The organism is Variovorax brevis (genome assembly GCF_030317105.1).
GTDB lineage: Bacteria > Pseudomonadota > Gammaproteobacteria > Burkholderiales > Burkholderiaceae_C > Variovorax > Variovorax brevis.
Genome location: NZ_JASZYG010000015.1, coordinates 53,854 through 71,173 on the forward strand (window position 1 = coordinate 53,854; position 17,320 = coordinate 71,173).

The 17,320-nt window shown below is 63.8% G+C and carries 15 protein-coding genes; 4 read left to right on the forward strand and 11 right to left on the reverse strand.

Annotated features, from left to right (window positions below):
- Positions 1-24 precede the first annotated feature (24 nt).
- Positions 25-1,296, forward strand: coding sequence for a peptidoglycan-binding domain-containing protein (locus QTI66_RS31275; RefSeq protein ID WP_286564231.1), 1,272 nt, complete (start codon positions 25-27; stop codon positions 1,294-1,296).
- Between the two features lie 498 nt (positions 1,297-1,794).
- Here QTI66_RS31275 and QTI66_RS31280 read toward each other — a convergent pair whose 3' ends face one another.
- Positions 1,795-2,118 (reverse strand): hypothetical protein, encoded by a 324-nt coding sequence (locus tag QTI66_RS31280; protein ID WP_286564232.1) that lies wholly within the window; start codon positions 2,116-2,118, stop codon positions 1,795-1,797.
- A gap of 312 nt (positions 2,119-2,430) precedes the next feature.
- Positions 2,431-3,048 (reverse strand): LexA family protein, encoded by a 618-nt coding sequence (locus QTI66_RS31285; protein ID WP_286564234.1) that lies wholly within the window; start codon positions 3,046-3,048, stop codon positions 2,431-2,433.
- Positions 3,049-3,865: 817 nt separating this feature from the next.
- On the opposite strand from QTI66_RS31285, the gene QTI66_RS31290 reads away from it, so the two are divergent.
- Positions 3,866-4,099 (forward strand): hypothetical protein, encoded by a 234-nt coding sequence (locus tag QTI66_RS31290; protein WP_286564235.1) that lies wholly within the window; start codon positions 3,866-3,868, stop codon positions 4,097-4,099.
- 291 nt (positions 4,100-4,390) lie between these two features.
- On the opposite strand, the gene QTI66_RS31295 is transcribed toward QTI66_RS31290, so the two are convergent.
- The gene (locus QTI66_RS31295; RefSeq protein ID WP_286564236.1) at positions 4,391-4,741 is read right to left on the reverse strand and encodes a hypothetical protein; all 351 of its coding nucleotides are present in this window, start codon (positions 4,739-4,741) and stop codon (positions 4,391-4,393) included.
- 244 nt (positions 4,742-4,985) lie between these two features.
- Positions 4,986-5,471 carry a hypothetical protein gene (locus QTI66_RS31300; RefSeq protein ID WP_286564238.1) on the reverse strand — a complete coding sequence of 162 codons (486 nt, stop codon included), beginning with the start codon at positions 5,469-5,471 and terminating at the stop codon, positions 4,986-4,988.
- Positions 5,472-5,994: 523 nt separating this feature from the next.
- On the opposite strand from QTI66_RS31300, the gene QTI66_RS31305 reads away from it, so the two are divergent.
- Together QTI66_RS31305 and QTI66_RS31310 are read left to right on the forward strand one after the other, a co-directional pair.
- Positions 5,995-6,525, forward strand: coding sequence for a hypothetical protein (locus tag QTI66_RS31305; protein ID WP_286564239.1), 531 nt, complete (start codon positions 5,995-5,997; stop codon positions 6,523-6,525).
- Positions 6,525-7,511: an ADP-ribosylglycohydrolase family protein gene (locus QTI66_RS31310; RefSeq protein ID WP_286564240.1), complete on the forward strand. Its 987-nt coding sequence runs from the start codon at positions 6,525-6,527 to the stop codon at positions 7,509-7,511. Before QTI66_RS31305 ends, QTI66_RS31310 begins: the two co-directional genes overlap by 1 nt.
- Positions 7,512-7,774: 263 nt before the next feature.
- On the opposite strand, the gene QTI66_RS31315 is transcribed toward QTI66_RS31310, so the two are convergent.
- The 7 genes from QTI66_RS31315 to QTI66_RS31345 all read right to left on the reverse strand — a co-directional run bounded on the left by QTI66_RS31315 (position 7,775) and on the right by QTI66_RS31345 (position 17,240).
- Positions 7,775-8,167 carry a hypothetical protein gene (locus QTI66_RS31315; RefSeq protein ID WP_286564242.1) on the reverse strand — a complete coding sequence of 131 codons (393 nt, stop codon included), beginning with the start codon at positions 8,165-8,167 and terminating at the stop codon, positions 7,775-7,777.
- A gap of 18 nt (positions 8,168-8,185) precedes the next feature.
- The gene (locus tag QTI66_RS31320; RefSeq protein ID WP_286564243.1) at positions 8,186-9,133 is read right to left on the reverse strand and encodes a DMT family transporter; all 948 of its coding nucleotides are present in this window, start codon (positions 9,131-9,133) and stop codon (positions 8,186-8,188) included.
- Between the two features lie 13 nt (positions 9,134-9,146).
- The gene (locus QTI66_RS31325; RefSeq protein WP_286564244.1) at positions 9,147-9,374 is read right to left on the reverse strand and encodes a hypothetical protein; all 228 of its coding nucleotides are present in this window, start codon (positions 9,372-9,374) and stop codon (positions 9,147-9,149) included.
- A gap of 126 nt (positions 9,375-9,500) precedes the next feature.
- On the reverse strand, positions 9,501-11,336 hold the full coding sequence (locus QTI66_RS31330; RefSeq protein ID WP_286564245.1) for a sensor histidine kinase: 1,836 nt from the start codon (positions 11,334-11,336) through the stop codon (positions 9,501-9,503).
- A gap of 105 nt (positions 11,337-11,441) precedes the next feature.
- A complete protein-coding gene (locus QTI66_RS31335) occupies positions 11,442-12,128 on the reverse strand; it encodes a response regulator transcription factor (RefSeq protein WP_286564246.1) in 687 nt (228 codons plus the stop codon).
- A 446-nt stretch (positions 12,129-12,574) separates the two neighbouring features.
- Positions 12,575-15,898, reverse strand: coding sequence for an adenylate/guanylate cyclase domain-containing protein (locus QTI66_RS31340; RefSeq protein ID WP_286564247.1), 3,324 nt, complete (start codon positions 15,896-15,898; stop codon positions 12,575-12,577).
- A gap of 22 nt (positions 15,899-15,920) precedes the next feature.
- Positions 15,921-17,240 carry a vanadium-dependent haloperoxidase gene (locus QTI66_RS31345; protein WP_286564249.1) on the reverse strand — a complete coding sequence of 440 codons (1,320 nt, stop codon included), beginning with the start codon at positions 17,238-17,240 and terminating at the stop codon, positions 15,921-15,923.
- Positions 17,241-17,320 lie beyond the last annotated feature (80 nt).

Genomic DNA, 17,320 nt, shown 5'->3' on the forward strand with positions numbered 1-17,320 from the left:
GAAGGCACATTTCCAGGAAACGATATGGAATCCGCCTCCTCGATTGCCGACGCCTTCGACGCCAAACGCCTCAAGCGGGTGAAAGACCTCGAGGAATGGGTCCAGGACAATCCGCAGTGGTGGGCCGTGGCGCTGGCCACGACTGGCGCCACGGCGATGGAGTTCACCGGCGGCTACGTCGATCTGCTACGCCTGGGTGAAGGCGTGGCCGAGGGCAGCTGGAGCGGCGCCGGTAAAGACGCATTGCGCCTGCTGTCGTTGCTGGGGCCGATGGGGCGAGTCACCGGCAAGCTCACGCCTTTGCTGCGGCAGCAGCAACTGTTGAGTGGGCTCCGGCTCGCAGTCAAACCTGCAGGCATCAGTGGGCCCTGCACCTTCCAGGCCGCCAACAACGTGGCCCAGCTGGCCAAGGGAAAGAGCGTATTCGTGACCATTACGGACATGGCACGCGCGCGAGGCAAGCAGGTGGCGGACTTGGCGGTGGACGATAAAGGCAGGCGCGTGCTCGCGGCGTTCATCGACGACCTCCTGCCAACGTTGCGTGCGGCTGGCGTTCAGGCCCGCCGCGTGATCGACCTGAAAAACGTAGAAGACGTGGTGAAGCTGACGCGCGGTACGCGGCGCGTTGTCGTGTTCGCGTTCGAGGTGGCGATCAAGGGGAAAGAAAAGCCGATCCGTCATTCGGTGATGGCTTTCCGCGATACTGCCGGCCAGGTCAGGTTCGCCGACTATGGCGGCAAGGTGTTCGAGAGCCTGGAGGCGTTGGTGCAGCGTTGGGGCCAAGCGTCGCAGCCATTCGCGCTGATGCAAAAGAACGCGAGCGCAGTGATGGTGGAGACGGGTCACATTGACGGTATTGTCCGCAACCAGGTCACCTTGCTTACCCACGTACCGGCGCTTGTGCTGCAAGGTGTCGAGCTGATCGAGACAGCATTCGGAGGCGCCGAACTGGCGGTGCCGGTCACGCTCGCGGCAGCCGCCCTGCCGGCAGCGAGCGACCCCTCGCCATCGGCCGTGATCGTCGAAAGCTTCGACAATTTCGTGCTCCGCAAGGGCGGGGAGGCGCCGCGTGCTTCAGCGCGCCCTGCCTCCGGTGTGCCGCGTTCCGACTGGCTGACAGGCGTGCAGTACCGCCTGAACCACCTCGGATATGGGGCCGGGCCTGTGGATGGCGCGATGGGGCCACGCACCGAACGTGCGGTGCGCAGTTTTCAGAAAGACAATTCGCCGCTGAAGCCGGATGCCATCCCCGGTCCGCGAACCCAGGCGCGCCTGGCTGCCGTCTGCGGCTACTGACGTTTGCACGGGCATCGCGCGGCTCGACCACAGCGCCCCTGTGAATGCATGTCCGGAGATTGATGACAGCCGCCGTACGCGTTGGCCCGTTGGCCTGCCTGGGCGTTCACCCTGAAGGGAGCGGGCGACGGTTCACTTCTGAGCAAAGCGCGCCCGATACGCACCGGGCGGACAGCTTGTCCGCGCCTTGAACGCCCGCTGGAAGCTGGCGCCCCTGTGGCGACGGCAACGGAGCCGCTATTGCGTTGATGCTGGTGCGCGAGGCTTTGGATGAACGTGACGCAGCATTCGACATGGGCCCACCATCAGCGTCGACCGGGGCGCACAGCTCGGAGGATTGCGCGACGGCCCAGACGCAGTGGCCGTGTGGACGCGTGATGTCAACGAGAACCGCGATGAGCTGGCAGCCGCCGCACGTGATCAGGACGCAAGAATCGTTTCGCCCTCTTGGGCGATGACAACGTGATCGCGCAGACATGCGTGAGGACGAAAGCACTGTCACTTCGCCGCGGCGAACAGACGCTCGACTGCGAAGACGGCGCTCCCCAGCTCTTCTTCCCCGGACATCGAACTTCCCAGGTTGATCGCTCGCGCGCGGACCACGTCCCGTTCGGCGAAGGTCATGCATCGCATGAGCTCCGAACGGTTCATTTTCTTGGCGTTCACTGGCCTGTCCGCCACACCCGGACGTCCAATTCGATCCGCCCGGAAGAATTGATCAATCAGGGCACGGGGCAGCTCGACTTCTATCATTACAGTGGCATCGAGGATCTGGATGACGCCGGAGACGGTTGGCCGCGGCACAAGCTTCGTTCCAGTCATTGAAGGATGAACTGCGGCGAGACATCGCGATCACCCGTCTGGGTGGCGGGCAGGTCGATTCAGGCGACTTGGCGGAAGAACGGAAGAACTGGGCTTTGCCACAGCGGCTTCAAGGCGCTGCGCAGCCTTTCGCATCCGACCCCCCATCGCACAGTCCTGACCTCACTCACGTTACCACCGAGTCCCCTCGCCCCGCCCCGCAGAACGGCGCCAAGCGCCTTTAAACATCAAACAGGGGCTGAATTGCGACGACGATAGTAAATGTTGCACTGCGTGCCAAATCTATCTGCACGCCGTCAACCAGCAGTGGGGCTATCGAAAACGCTTGGTGAATTCACGCACGACGCCGATCACCCTGGCACCGTCGAGTGGCTTGATGGGATAACGCGTGTTGAGCGGCTTGAGGTACAGCTCGCCGCCATCCTTGATCAATTGCTTGAAGGTCGTCTCGTTTGCCTGGTTCAGGGCAATCACATAGTCGCCGGGTTGCGCCTTCATTTCGGGCTCGACGATCAGAATAGAGCCGGCAGGAAACGAATCGCCGGTTTCGCTGACCATGCTGTCGCCGTGCACCCGCAAGGCGTAAGTGTGCCGCTGGATCGGCACGCTCACCGGGACGGTTTCAAACTGCTTCATGGGTTTGAAGTTGTCGATAACCGTGTAGTTGCCCGCCTCGACTTCCGAGACCAAGGGAACCTCAGCGCGCATGTCGAACCCTCGACTGCCCGCTGAGACGCCTGACACCAGTTCGGCAACAGAGACGCCAAGCAGTGCGGCCACCCGTGCTTGATTGGACCGCTTTGGCGCTGTGCCCCCGGGCTTTTCCCATTGTTGTACTGCACCGCGACTCACCCCAAGCGCTTCAGCAAACTGCTGCTCGCTCATGTTGAGACGCTTGCGTCCTTCACGGATCAGGTTGTGTGAACTCACAGCCCAAGGTTAGGCGCTGTTGAGGATAGAAATTGATTCAATGATAGCGTTTCTGTCGCCGAAACCACGGAGCCGTCTCACCGCCTTCTTTGCTCCCAACGGGCGCGACTCGCAGAGCCGCAAACAGCAATCGAAGGACGTTTCAAGATCGGTGGATTTGACCAATTCACGGTCGGCACCCCAATATGCTGACTGCGCATGGATGTGTTGACGTCGTTCGTCAGCTCGTCCACGCGTTGGTGTCGGCACGACGGTCATGGCAGCGGCCTACAGCACCGAGTTCAGGGCCTTGCTCCAAGAGGAAATCCACGAACGCAGATCCAGTTTGCGCCGAGGCACACGAGCCATAACGGCGTCGACCTCCATCGCCGGGATCAATGGATCGCAGATGAGCGGATTGTCCTCGACGAGAAAACTGAAACTTGCACGGAAGCCTGATTCCAGTTGACGGCACTTGCCTGGCCGGGTGCACTTCAGCACCGCGCGAACGGGGGTCGAAACGATCTACGGAGTTGAAGCAATGACACGTGCCGCACTTGGATCGTGAAATCAATCCACAAAGGTTGGCATGATCAAGATTGCAAACGCAACGCCAGGTACCCCCTCGGCTGCCTGAGCATGTGACGGCGCGCGCGGGCCGCGGGCCCTCCTTGCTCGGCACCACGAACAGAGGCCCGACCGCGGCTGTCATGCGGCGACGTTGCGGGGCTCAGGGAGAACGCCCCAGTGCGAGAGATTCCGATAGACGACCTATCCACGCGAGGTACATCTATCGTTGCCTGTGCGCGAAGGAGGGCGTACGGTGGAGCGGATGTCCATGCCGTCCATCCAAATGGTTGCCAACGCCAACGCGCAGCCGCAGCGAATCGAGATCAGGCAGGGTTATGACATGCGCTTCCATTGGGTCCTTGTAGGCCCGAAGGAATCAGTCACGACCAGCCGCCCTTTTCTGGACAAGGCGGCGTGCTTGCGAGATTTGCGGGTGGTTCGCAAGAATTGCAATGCACTTGTGGAAGACCGAACTTTTACTGCGCCGCTCGAGAGCGCGTGATGCGCGGTGCACAATCCGGACCCTGGCTTGATCGCCAGGTTGGCTGCCGATTTTCGAGAGGAGTTGCGCCCAGCTGACCTGCCGTTGCGGCCGTTGTTTCCTCTTCTTGCGCACCCTTGGCCGAGTGAGAGGCGATCTAGCGATGTGCATGTTGCTGCACCATTGACGCCGGGTATGGCGTAGCGTTCGCGCGCAGTCGGCGTCGCGCACCTGGTGCGGGCGGGAGCGGCCCGGGAACTGATTCACGGTGCCGCCGCGCAGGAACTCTTGAGTGTGTCGCAGTCGTGCCTGTCATTTTTCGGGCCCGGTCAAGTCCCAGTGCAAATCGTCTTTGTCCTCCACCATCGGCAGTTCAAGCCCCTTGGCGACCAACGCCTGACCGTCCTTGTGCACCCGCACCGTCAGCACATTGCCCACGAGCTTTGCCCGCACGACAGGCCGCCCCTCGGGTGAATAGGTCTGGGCCGTCAGAACGCGCGGGCGCTCCAGCGTCAACCTTGCAGTCGGCGCCGCCAGATGCGCCTCGATTCTGGCAATGAAGCCGCGCGTGAGCGGCGCCATCGGCAGGCGCTTCAAATAGTCCGCGGTCTCCTGCAGCAACTGCAGCGACTCTTTTCGTTGCTCATCCGTAGAGAAGTTCATCGCGTCATTTTCCGTATTCCTGAACGCCTCACCTCATCGCTTTGGTCAGGTTCGCCCATCCCATTATGTCGATCGTGGCGTTGCCTCTCACGCGGTCAGACAGAGCCGCCCTGGATCTTCAGGAGGCGGCAATCCTGGAGAGGATGGAGCCATGAAGAAGTCAGGTGAAGTTTTCACCCGAGGTAAGCGAGCGTCCGGTGCATGCACGCAACTGAAGTGCTGACATTCACCACGGCCGGGTGCGCTACGACGATGAAGCCCGCGGGCCCGGCCTGGCAACATGAATGAGTACCGCAGCAATGGAAAGCGACTTCTCCACAACGAGATCCTTCCGGGCGCTTGCCAGCAGCGCCTTCCCCTCAGCCAGCGATAACCACCGCTTATCGAGGGGAAACTGGCTTGCTTGCGTACGGCCCCGCCGCAAGTCGCGGCGCTTCAACAGCGTCTGGAGTTCTTGAGAGTACATGCTGTACACGTCGGGGCAGCGGGGCGGCTTCGCACCAATGCGGTCAAATCGTTCATCGTCATCTCTCCCCGGGGCGACGTGTTCCATGCGATCGATCAAGGCATGGCGCTGGTTGCAATGCTCACTGGACCAGAACGTCGCACCGTTGCATGCCCTGCAAGGAAGATCGTTCCTGCCTGCGCCGAGCCGGCCAATACAGCTGCCACGCAGATCAACCAGGTTTTCAGGCCTCTCGCTCCTGCGGGCAGTCTGGTTGTTGGGCACGGGGGCACGCTGCGGAGGCAATTGTCGCAAGCGTGAACAGCGCAGGAGGAGATCCAAGTGCCAGGGATGCGCGCGAGGCGCCCTTGGCGGCGCCGCCCCCTCCAACGTGCGGCTCGGCGCTTTGCGGCGCCTGAATCCCCGCATGCTCGTCGGCCGCTTCTGTAGCTGACCCCTGGCTCACCCACGCCGCCGCCGGGGACAAGGCGTGGATACCTCCCCAAAAAGGAGGAGGCGTTGTTGGCAGCGAGCGGGCAAAATCGACCGCCGTAGCTCCGCACGCCTTCGCGCCCAACCTTCGCGCCCAACCTTCGCGCCCAACCTTCGCGATCAAGGGCAGCGCCCTGCGCAGCCCCAGACGACGACGCATGACAACTGCATCCCCGATCCGCCTTCACCGTACGCACGAAAGCGCTCTTCCAGCCTGCAAATGCCTGGGGCAGTGATGAGCCTCGGAATCGCGAAAAGGGGCCCGACCCCAAGCGCCGCCTCGCCGGCCGTGGCCCCTCGACTGTCCCCTGAGCATATGGCCCACCTTTCGGCGTATTTGCCGGCCAGGCCAGAAGGACCCGTCAACACGGCGCCATTCCTGGAGGACGTTTCACGTGCAGCTGTGGAGGCGCTCGACACGTGCGCCCGACCCGCACCGCAAGAAGTGCGTCGCGCGCTTGGCGATCTTTCTGGTTCCGCCCGGGCCTTCAGGATTGCTTTGGACGCTCTGCATGACCCGGAGATCGAAAAGCGGCTGAGACTGCATCTCGCTGAATCTGCCGAACTGGTGAGTCGCCTGCGTGCCGATATTGACGCCGTGATGGCGGGCACCGACTACGCTGTGAAATCGTTGCAAAGCGCAGGCGCCAAGCAACCGGCCACGCAAGCTGCACGAGGGCTGATCGTTCGAGTTGCCATGGCGCATCTGAGGTGCTTCCAATCGCTGCCACCGCCGCGCGCCTGGTTTGGGAACGATTTCATGCCCAATCTCGGTCGAATGATCGGAATTCCTGTTGACTGCGATGTTGTCGTCGAGATAGTCAAACTTCTGGAGGAAGAGAGCTGATGTTTCCGGAGTCGACGAACAGCGAGATGCCGCGGGAGATCGCGTCGCCGTGCCAGCCAACGTCTTTTACAGAAGATCGAATTCACGGTGCAATCTACGGCGCTCTGGTCGGCGACGCCCTCGGTATGCCCTACGAATTTCACGCACCTGAGGACCTGCCCCCCACGCATCTGTTGGAGATGGCGCCTCCGGCCGGATTTCGCCGTGCGCACTACGGCGTGCCAATCGGCACCTGGAGCGATGACGGCGCGCTCATGCTCGCCTTGCTCGATAGCCTCACGACGGTCGCGCCCTTCTCGGTGGACGACTACGCGCAGCGCATGCTCTCGTGGCTACGCCACGCCCAATACACACCGGATGGGCGCGTGTTTGATGTCGGGATTCAGACGAGCACAGCACTTCGGCGAATTGAAGCTGGCGTCCTTCCGCACCTCGCCGGGTCTACAAGCGAGCGCGACAACGGCAACGGCGCATTGATGCGCGTTCTGCCAGTCGCCTTCATGGCGAACTCCGAGGCCGAAGCGGTGCACCTTGCGCGCGTGCAAGGACTTCCTACGCATGGTCACCTCTGGTCGCAGCTGGCCTGCGCGTTGTACGTGTTGGTGGCGCGCGCGTTGCTGGCAGGTACAGGCTTCGATGTTGCGTATGAATGTGCCTGCGAGTCGCTGCCGACGAACCTCACGGCCCAAGAGGCACGGGAATTCAGAAAGCTCGTTGAAAGCCGCACGCCAGGACAGGGCAGCGGCTTCGTCCTCGATTCGCTGTGGTCCGCATTCGACTGCATTGAATCAACAGACTCTTTTGAGGATGCAGTTCGCAGTGCAATCGCACTGGGCCACGACACCGACACCACAGCTTGCATTGCCGGCGGCCTGGCCGGCGCCTTCTACGGCAAAACATGCATTCCCGTTCGTTGGCTGAATGCACTTCAAGGCAAGGGCCTGCTCGATCAGATCCTGCCGCGATCAGCCCCCACGAAGTCATGAATGGGCCTGACGAAATCGCGTGCTGCCCTTCGAGCTTGGCGAAGCGGAGACGTCTGTACCCAGCCGGCTCAAGCCGGCCCCAGTCTGGCGCGGCTGTCGCACCCGGCGGTGCACCATCGGCCTGCCAGGCTACGTCCCCTCGGCTCCTGGCTGCGGGGCTGGCGACATCGCTTGGCAGACGGTTGAAGCACGCCCAGCCTCCGATTAGGGTCGGGGAGAGGCCAGGGAGGGTCAATCGCGCCGCACGGGCGAACTCGTAGCCGTCATTCGCCCGGCATGCAGAGCCAGTGCCAACGTAGCACCGGATGCTCACAATAGTTTGCAGCGACACGCTGCGCCGCTCCTGCGCTTCCGGATGCCTCCCAACGCCTGTCGATCCAGAGGATCGCCTCGTAGAGATCGTCCGGGTCTGCAGTCAATTCGTACCGGTCCAGTAGTGCGGTGGTGATTTCCTGGTTGGAACTGTCATCGCCGATCGCCGCCTCGTTCCGCAGAACTTCAAGTCTGGACTGCCCGTGATCGAACGGAACTGCGGTGGCAGCTGTTGCAAGCTTGCGTGTCGCTGAAGCATTCGCGGGCGATGGACCGTTCAGTCCAAAGGCCACGACCCCGGAGACGAGCGCACCCAGCGTGAAGGCGCCAAGAAGTTGAATCATGAGCTTCATATTCTTTGGCTACGCCTTGCGCAGTCCCAGGAGCATCACCACACCAACCACCGCAAGAGCACCCAGCACCTGCTGCGAGTTGACTTGTTGTCCCAGGATCCATGCGGCCAGCATCATCGCCATCACGGGCTCGATGCTCATGATCGGCGAATTGCCCGCGACTCCCAACTTCGGAAGTACGGTAAATAGCATCGTGATCGCACTGCCATAGAGCACCGTCAAGCCGGCAAGACCCCACCAGCCCGAAGTCGAGCCCGGCCACGTGGCCTCGCCACCGATCCCGATCGCGGAGAGCGCCACCGCACTGACGACGAGCAAGGTGGACGCACTGCGAAAGCGGCCGTCCAGTTCGAAGACCTCGTGTTGCGTCAAGGTCAGCGCCATCGCATACAGCGCCGCGGCCACCAGCGCCAGCAGCACGCCCAATTTCTGCCGGGCCCATGCATCAGACGCACCGAGCGCGGCCGTACCGGCTGGCACGTCCAGGGCCAGTGCCAGGCCGATCAGGACCACAGGCATCGCCAACAAGATCTTGCGGCCCGGCCGCTGGCGATACAGGAGCCAGCACGCCAGGCCGATCCACAATGGGTAGGTGTTGAAGGTCAGCACCGCCAGTCCCACCGACAACAGTTGCACCGCCGAGTACAGGCAAATGCCCTGCAGGCCCAGCATCAGTCCAATCACGCCGAGCATCAGGCCTTGCCGCCCGCTCGGCGTGGCGCGCACATGCCTGGATCGGCAAAGCATGAGCAGCACGCAAGCGGTGACCGCACTGCGCACGGCAAGCGCCGTGTAGACGCTCGTGCCGCTGTCGAACGCCATCCGCGCGGCGACAACGCTTCCGGCCAGCATGGCCGCCAGCAGCAGCAACGTGATGAAGGAGCGAGGCGCCAGTGCGAGTGTCTTGACGGACGGCGCTTCGCACGAAGCCTTCGCCGCCATGCGGCCGGAGCTCACTGCAGGCCGCGCATTACCCGAGCCGCAAGGCAAGGGCAATTGAAGCGATTTGAACGTTGTCCATCGTCAGCGCCGCTGGCTGCCCATTGGAAGGATGGCCACCGTCGGCCACCAAAGCGGCAAGCACACCGGCCACACACAGCAACCACAGTCCGATCAGGACGATTGCCCAGGCATGTCGCGAGGCAGATCGATCTCCTGACAGACTGCCCATGGAAAACGTCGAATGCGAGGAATGCATGGTGCCCTCCGGGATTGAGACACGACTGGACTCGTGCCTCGAAATCGTAGGGACCGACACGGCGCAGGTCATACCGCGATCAGGGTATTTGACGGACGAAATCGTGGGCTTGCCCGCAAGGGCTCGCTACCGGCCCGTCGAAGGCTCGGCGTGCGTGATCGAGGTCGGCAGGCTCAGCGAAACCCGGGTCCCGCCATCGACACCCGGTCCGACGCTCAGCGTTCCCCCGAGCCGGTCGGCGCGCTTGCGCATCCCGACAAGACCGCGGCCGCGCCCGCTTCCGTTGGGCACGTTCGCATCGAGGCCCGCCCCGTTGTCAGCAACCTCAACGAGCACCTGGCGGCCGATTGGGGCCGCCGAGATCGTGATCGCACTGGCGCTGGCATGGCGCACCGCGTTGTTGAGCGCTTCCTGCACGACGCGCAAGACGGCCAGCGCGCCTTGCGGCGTCAATCCGTCGATGGGCGGAAGCGGCTCGACTTTCCAATGAAGCTGGATTTGCAGGGCGTCCATTCGCGGTGTCAGGCGAGCGCGAAGGTTGCCCAGCAGCACCAGCAGGTCATTGCCGGCCACGTCCAGCGAATCGACGATGGAGCGAAGGTCCTGCAAGGCATCTTCGATGTTGTGGACGAGCACCTGGCGATCGCCATCGCGCCTTTGCGCCAGGCGCAGCGCGGTGGTCAATTGAGCGCCCAGCCCATCGTGCATGTCGATGAGAAGGCGTTCGCGCTCCTCGCCGATGGCCGCTTGCTTCTCCCTGGCCGCGTGCTCGCGGTCTTGAACGAATCGCTCCACGAAAAAGAAGAGCAGCACGCAGAACATCGGCAACGAATCGCTGGGTGTCAGCATGAAGGGATCCCTGGGCAGAATGCCCGCGACCAATCCAAGGAACTGGACAAAACCCAGGAACCAGATCAGTTCGGCACCGGCCAGCGCAAACGCGCGCCAGCTTCGTTCCTTCAATGCCCATCGCCAAAGCATCGCGGTCGCCACCAGGCGCAGCACCACGAACGGCAGCGATATGACACTCAGGGCGACGATGTACCCGGGAACGAGCGCGACCATCAGGAGACCCGCAAGCGTCAGCAAGGCCGTCGCGCGGAGCACGCGTGGAAACCAGCGCCATGTGCTGCGGCTGACACGCCAGAGCAGGTCCAGCAGCGCCCAGGTGAAGCTATTGATCAGGAAGGAGAGCAAGAGCAGATAACCGCTTTCAGTCAACGGCATTTCGGGAAAGAGGTAGACGACCAGCAGCGCCGTCCATAGCGATGTGACGAGCACGAATCGCCAGTTCTCGAATCGCCTTTGACGCCAGGAAATGATGAACGCAAAGACGAGGGTCGCCAGCATCAACGTCAAGAGCGCTTGCGGTATCACCCGCTGCGGTATCTCGCGAACGAGCCAAGCGTTGTGCAACTCCGCGTAAGGCCCCATGCGAATCACCGACAGCCGCCCGCCCGCGACGGGATTTCCCTGCACGCGCACGAGCAGCTCGTTCTCGCCCGTGCGAAACAGCCCCAGTGGCAGCGGCATGAGGTGCGACTGGTTGGTCATCTGGCTGCCGATAGGGCCGCCCGGCTGGAGGAACCGGGCCTGCGGGTTGAGGACCGAGCCGTTGAAGATGAACTGCCCGGTGACTGCCACCGTCGGGACAAACAGCGCGGTGGCCTGAGCAGGAAGCTCGTCGAGCACGAAGCGAATCCGATACCAGACGGTGCCGTCCAGCTTGGGATGCGAGCGATGCCAAACATCGGGAAGATTCGTTGGCTGCCATCCGTCTGCAGGCGGTTCCCTGGCATCGCTGACAACGGAATCGGCACGGTCGAAGCGCAGGTCAGGCGTGCTCAAGCCAGAAACGGTTGCGCGGGCAAGTTGCACGGGCAGCACGCCGGCGACGAAGACGCCCCACGCGATCACGCAGGCACGCAACGCGCGCCAAGCCGCCGGGATTCCCATCGCCATGCCCCTCTCTCCAGAGTGCAATGCCGTCGAGGGTGCCAGTCCGTCCCGCGCTCGTCAACGGCCAGTCAATTTCAGCGCGGCCCGTTCACGCGCCGTGGTCGGCGGTTAACGCAATTGACCCGTGGCCCTGGCGCGATTCACGGCCTGCGTCCTGTTGTTCACCGCCAGCTTCTCGTAGATGTTCTTGACGTGCGTACTGACGGTGTGCCGCGACAACGACAGCAGGGCCGCCGCTTCAGGAACCGAGTGGCCATTGGCGATGCATGAAAGGATCTCGATCTCGCGCTTGGAGAGTGCTTCAAGGCCAGCGATGGGCCGCATGCCCTTTCCAGGCTGAACGGGTGTCGATGGGAATGCTGGGACGAGTCGCTTGAGCAGGTGCCGTGCAATGGCGGCGGAAAGTGGGGACTCGCCGGCATGCACTTGCCGTATCGCCTTCTCGAAATCATGCTGCGAGCATTCCTTGAGCAGATAGCCCGTGGCACCCGCCTCCAGCGCCTGCATGAGATGGTCCTCGTCGCCAAACACGGTGATGACCAGCACCGCGACCTGCGGCGTCATGGCGAGCAGTTCACGGATGATTTCGGTGCCGCTTCCATCGGGCAACCCCAGGTCGATCACCGCCACGTCCGGAGCGTTGTCCTTCGCCATCCAGGCACGGGCAGTCGCCAGGCTGATCGCTGAACCCGCCAGGCTCAGCGCCTCGGTGGCAAGCACCATGTCGACGAATTCCGCAAGCAGGAATTCGTCGTCGTCGACAACCAGAACGGAGATGGGCCGGGTCTCTGTCATGCGCAGAAGAGAGGGAGGTAAGCGCAAAGTCTAGTGCTGCGCGCCCAGTTGTGCACGCGCAGCAACGAGGGTCTCTCGGTGGGCGAGGGAGTGATGCAGAACTGTGCTGGCGACATTTTGGCGATTCAGGCCGATGGCCGCTGCAAACGCGACCCAACGCCCTGGACGTCACCTCCCCGCTTGTCGCCCCACTGACGGCGGGCCCTTGCCTGAAAAACGGTTCGGACCGGTGAAGTTTCTCGAGAGTGCAAGATTCGCCAGGGGCACCGAACGACGCTAGCGCCTCTTTGAACCTCGGGGGTCGGTCTGGGGCTTCCGGTACCGCTGGCCCGGTGCGATGAGTACGTTCCCCCCAGTGCGGCGGATATCGGCCTCGGTCAAGATCCGGAAGTACGCTTGTCGCCTCGTTGCGCGCGGGTGTGGAGGCCCGAGTGTTTTCGTCGGACCTATTGAAGCAGAGCCGCGCCCTCTCGAATCAGGACCGTGGCGCGGCCTTCAACGAACTTGCCGTGCAAGGGTATGAGTAGCCGGCGCGCTTGGTCCACCTGTCCTTGGGCGTGAAGGACCCGCGACAAGCCGATCGCATTGCCTAACTCAAGGTATAGGGCGCCTTGCCGCCGGGCGACGCCGATGCCTTCCTGATAGCACTGCCCGGCCGCCTGCCATTGCAGTTCGGTGCCTGCGGCGAGCAACTGCCCCCTGGTTCGCAGCAGCTCGGAATGCCACCAGGCCTCCCCGCGGTCGGCCACCTCGCCGAGCCCTTCGTCGACGACCTCCAAGCCGGCCGCCGTGTCGCCGGCCGCCAAGCAGGCTTGCGCAAGCAGGCCCAAGGTGGTCGGATGCGACACCCGAGTCCCGATGGTTTGATGCAGTGCCAGGCCCTGCCGGATTTCCTGGATACCGGCCTCTGCCGCCTGTCCCTGCTGCGCAATCGCCCAGCCCCGCAGAATGTTTCCCCAGGCGAGCCAGTGCGGAAAGCCCTGCTCGGCGGAAAGCGCAATGCATGCGTCGGCCTGGCGCTGGACCTCGATCGGCTCGCCCCGGCGCAGGTGGGCCATGGCACGGCCCATGAGCGCGTAGGCGATGTTGAATGGAGTGCCTAGCCGCATCGCCAATGCATGGGCATCCGCGCTGCGCTGCAGTCCCCGGTCCAGGAAGCCGGCATACGACAGGAGCCACCCAAGGTAGATCAAGCTCGAGACCGCAGGGTCCATGCCGTAGGCAGCGGAGTGCGCGCCATGAATGCTGGGATCGTAGACGAGCACGGCTCGCTCCAACTCCTCCGTGGCGCGCGCGAAGTCGCCGCGATGGCAGGCGACGATTCCCTGGGTATGGTGCCCTTCAACAATCTGCGACGAGTCCGCCGTCTCGCGGGCGAGTGCCGTCAATTTGTCGGCCAAGGCCTGTGTGCGCTCCATCTCGCCGGTCACCAGGTGGAAGCCGTACAGACCGCGCAGGACCGGGAAGAGCGCTGGTCCGTTGCCGAACTGCGCGCAAAGTGCCTCGGCCCGGCCGAATGCCATGCCGACTTCTGGTGCCGCAAAGCCACGGATCTCCAGCAGTGCAGCACCCAGCAGGGTTTGCAGGGGCAACTCCTGCTGCGCGCGCTCGGGCGTTTGCGGCTCCAAGTCGAGCAAGGACAGCGCGTGCTGCAGGTGGTGGATGGCTTCGCGATGTGCGGCTCGTGACAACGCATAGCCGCCCGCGCGCTGCCAATACGCGATCGCCTCGTGGATTTGGCCGCCTTCGGTGTAGTGGTGGGCCAGCACTTCTGGTTGCGTGGCGCAGACTTCGGGGAATTGCTGCTCGAGGACCCACGCGACGTTTTGGTGGCGCTGCCGACGGGCACTTTTCAGTTGCGACTGATAGGCCGACTCTTGCACCAGCGCATGCTTGAAGGAATAGAAGACCCCCGTCCCGTCGTCGCGCCGGTCAATCAGGCCGGCGCCGACCAATTGCCACAGGCTGTCGTCAAGCGCCGAGTCGCTCATCCGCGTGACTGCGCGGATGAGCAGGTGCGAGAAGTCTCTGCCCAACGTGGCCGCGATCTGTGCCAGTTCGCGCACTGGAGCCAGCCGATCCAGCCGTGCCATGAGCGAATCCTGGAGGGTGTCGGGGATGGACAGCGGGCCCGGCAGCCCGACGAGGGCGAAGCCCTCGTCCGACTCGACGAGCATGTCCGAGCCGATCACCATCTTGGCAAGTTCTTCCATGAAGAGCGGCACCCCGTCAGTCTTCAGGACGAGTTCGCGCATGACCTCCTCGGGCAGCCGCCTGCCGCCGGTGAGCTCGGCCACCATCGCTTCCACATGGGCGCGCTCGAGGCGGCCCAGTGCAAGGCAGGTGACGGTCTGCGCGTCTTGCCATGGAGGGGAGAAGTCGGGGCGAAATGTCGTCAGCGCCAATATGCGTGCGCGCGGCAGGCGATCCAGCAATTGCGTGAAGAGTTCGAGGGTTGACGGGTCCGCCCAGTGCAGGTCCTGCCAGATGTTGCAAAGGCCAGCCGTCACGGACTCCGCCTCAATCCACCGCAAGAGCGATTCGCTGGTCTTCTCGCGCTGCTTCTGGCCACTGAGCGCCGTCAATGCATCGGACGGGGCGGGCACGGAAAGAAACCTGGCCAGCAGGGCCAGAGTCTCCGGATCGTGGAGTCGGTGCTTCGCCAGCGCGTTCCCGAGCTTGACGAGCTTCTCGGCGGGCGTGTCCGTGGAGGCAAATTGAAGCAGCCGCTGCAGCCCCCCGATCACGGGGAACAGGGCGCTGTTGCGGTGGTAGGGCGAGCAGCCGAACTCGATACAGGTCGCGCCCGCCAGCAAGGCCTCGTCCCGGGCCTCGCGCGCCAGGCGCGACTTGCCGATACCGGCCTCGCCGGCAATGAGCACCGCATGCCCTGCGCCCTCCAACACGCGGCGCCACGCCGCTCGCAATGTCGCGCTCTCGTGCTCGCGCCCGACGAGGGGCGTCAGCCGCGTACGGGCGGCCGCCTCAAAGCGGCTACGGGCACCGCTGTGTGCCAGGAGGCGGTGCAGGCGCACCGGTGCGGCCAGGCCTTTGAGATCGTGCGGGCCCAGGTCCTGTCCGTCGAACAGGCCCGAGATCAGGCGATAAGTCGTGGCACTCACGATCACGGTGTCCGGGGCCGCCGTGCCCTGGACCCTTGCCGCAATGTTGGGGGTATCGCCCAGCGCCAGCAAGTCCCGCCTTCCGCCTGCACCCATTTCGCCGATCACGACCAGGCCGGTGTGGATGCCGATGCGAGCGTGGATCGGTTGGTGACTCTTCGCGCTCAGTGCCTGCAAAGCCTCGATCATCTGCAGTCCCGCCTCGGCAGCCCGCTGCGCGTCGTCCTCGTGCGCGCGGGGAAACCCAAAGTAGACCAGCAGGCCATCGCCCAGGTACTGGGCGACGTTCCCCTCGTAGCGTTCGATGACCTCCACGCAGGTGCGCTGGTAGGCGCGCACGACCTCGCGCAGGTCCTCTGGGTCCAGCCGCTGGGACAACGCCGTCGATCCGACGAGATCGCAGAACATGACGGTCAACTGCCGACGCTCGCCGTCGTCGCCTCCAAGGGCGACACCCTCCCCGGTACGCCAGACCAGGACGCGTCCGTTCTCATCCTCGGCAAGGCGCTTGGCGTCGATGAGTTCGGTCTTCAGATCGTCCACGAAGCCATCGTCGATCTCGAACTCGCGCTTCAGCGCCGCATAGGAAACCCTGCCGTCCCTGCGCAGCCATTCGATCGTGCGTTCGACGACTTCCGAGAACGGCATCCTTCGTTACCGGACGTAGTCGCTAGTTCTTCTGGAAGTGACGGCCGTTCACCCATTGCGCGACCTTCTCGCCCAGTTCTTCCCCCCGCACGAGCGAGTTCCGAAAGTGCATGCCGCCATAGATGCGCGCGCCTCGCACTTCCTCGACGAAAGCCTGTGTCGTCGTGAAGTGGTGTGTGCTGCCCGTGACCGTGCTGTCGAACTTGAACTTGATGGCGTCCGTGCCATAAAACGCCCGCAGCATGGCCGCGACGGAGGCCGAAGCGCAGGCATGCGCGGCCGGGTACTCGGGATGGTTGGGGGTCGGCACCACCGGTGTCCAGGCCGGGTCCGCCGTCGTCAGCGGATTACCGTCGGTTTCGGCCAGGGTGATGGCGCTCGTCGGCCGCCAGAACTCGTAAACGTACTTGGCTTCAAAGCATGCCATCGTGGCATCGGCCTGCGCAACGAAGAGCATCGCCATCAAGCGGGCATGATCGGCAAGGCTGCGATCGGTGGTCGCAAATCGCCGCAGGTTGCGCGGCCAGAAGCGAAACGGCGGCTCCGTGTGAAACTGCCCGATCTCCAGCTGTGCCGCCGTACGCACACTGCTGACCGTGCCGCCCAGTGCGCGTGTTTCGTCCAGGTCGGTGGCGTATGCGGCGCTGTCGAGCGCGGGCGGCGCCGGCGGACGAAACTGCGACACGCTCGTCAGCGTGAACGGCTTCATGGCAGGAAGGAACCGGTTGACGGGGTTCTGCCCCCTGAATCGGCCCGGCGCCGTGCCGGGCACATAGGGCGTGAGCACCACGGAGCGCCCGTCGTCGGCGCGGGCGGCCAGCACGACCGCGGCCACTTCCGCGCCGGTGGCGAGCCCACGCGCCTTTGCGTCGTCTTCGGCAATCGCGGCGATGTAGGTGTCGTAGGCCCCTTGGTATTGGCTCGAGCGCGCCGGATACAGTCCCTTGAGCACCCCTAGCGCCGCAGCGGCCACGGCAGCAGGCTGAGAGCTTTCGCCGACCCGCGCACTCGAGGCGCTGGCGGCGTAGAAGGGCTTGTAGCTGCCGGAAATGACCATCAGCGCGTCGTAGATGGCAAGGTGGACGCTCGCCAGGTCGACCGAGTCGATGGGCCGTTGCTCGGCCGCAGTCCCGGTCGCAGACGCCGGCACGTTGATGGTATTGATCGCGATTTCGCTCCAGGTCGACACCGCATTGGGGCCGTGCTCGACGATCACGACGTCACTGGAGTTGGCCGGCGCCGTCGCGCCTCCCTTGTCCCCGCCTCCTCCGCAGCCCGCCGCTGCGAGCGCAATCGAAAGCCATGCCGCGCAGGACGCGCGCTTGAAAGCGATAGGGGTCATCTGGCATCTCCTGTTTGGCAAGTGGCGGCTGCCGGGTCTGAGGTTGCCTTTGCCACATGAGGGCGAAGGCGCGGAAAATG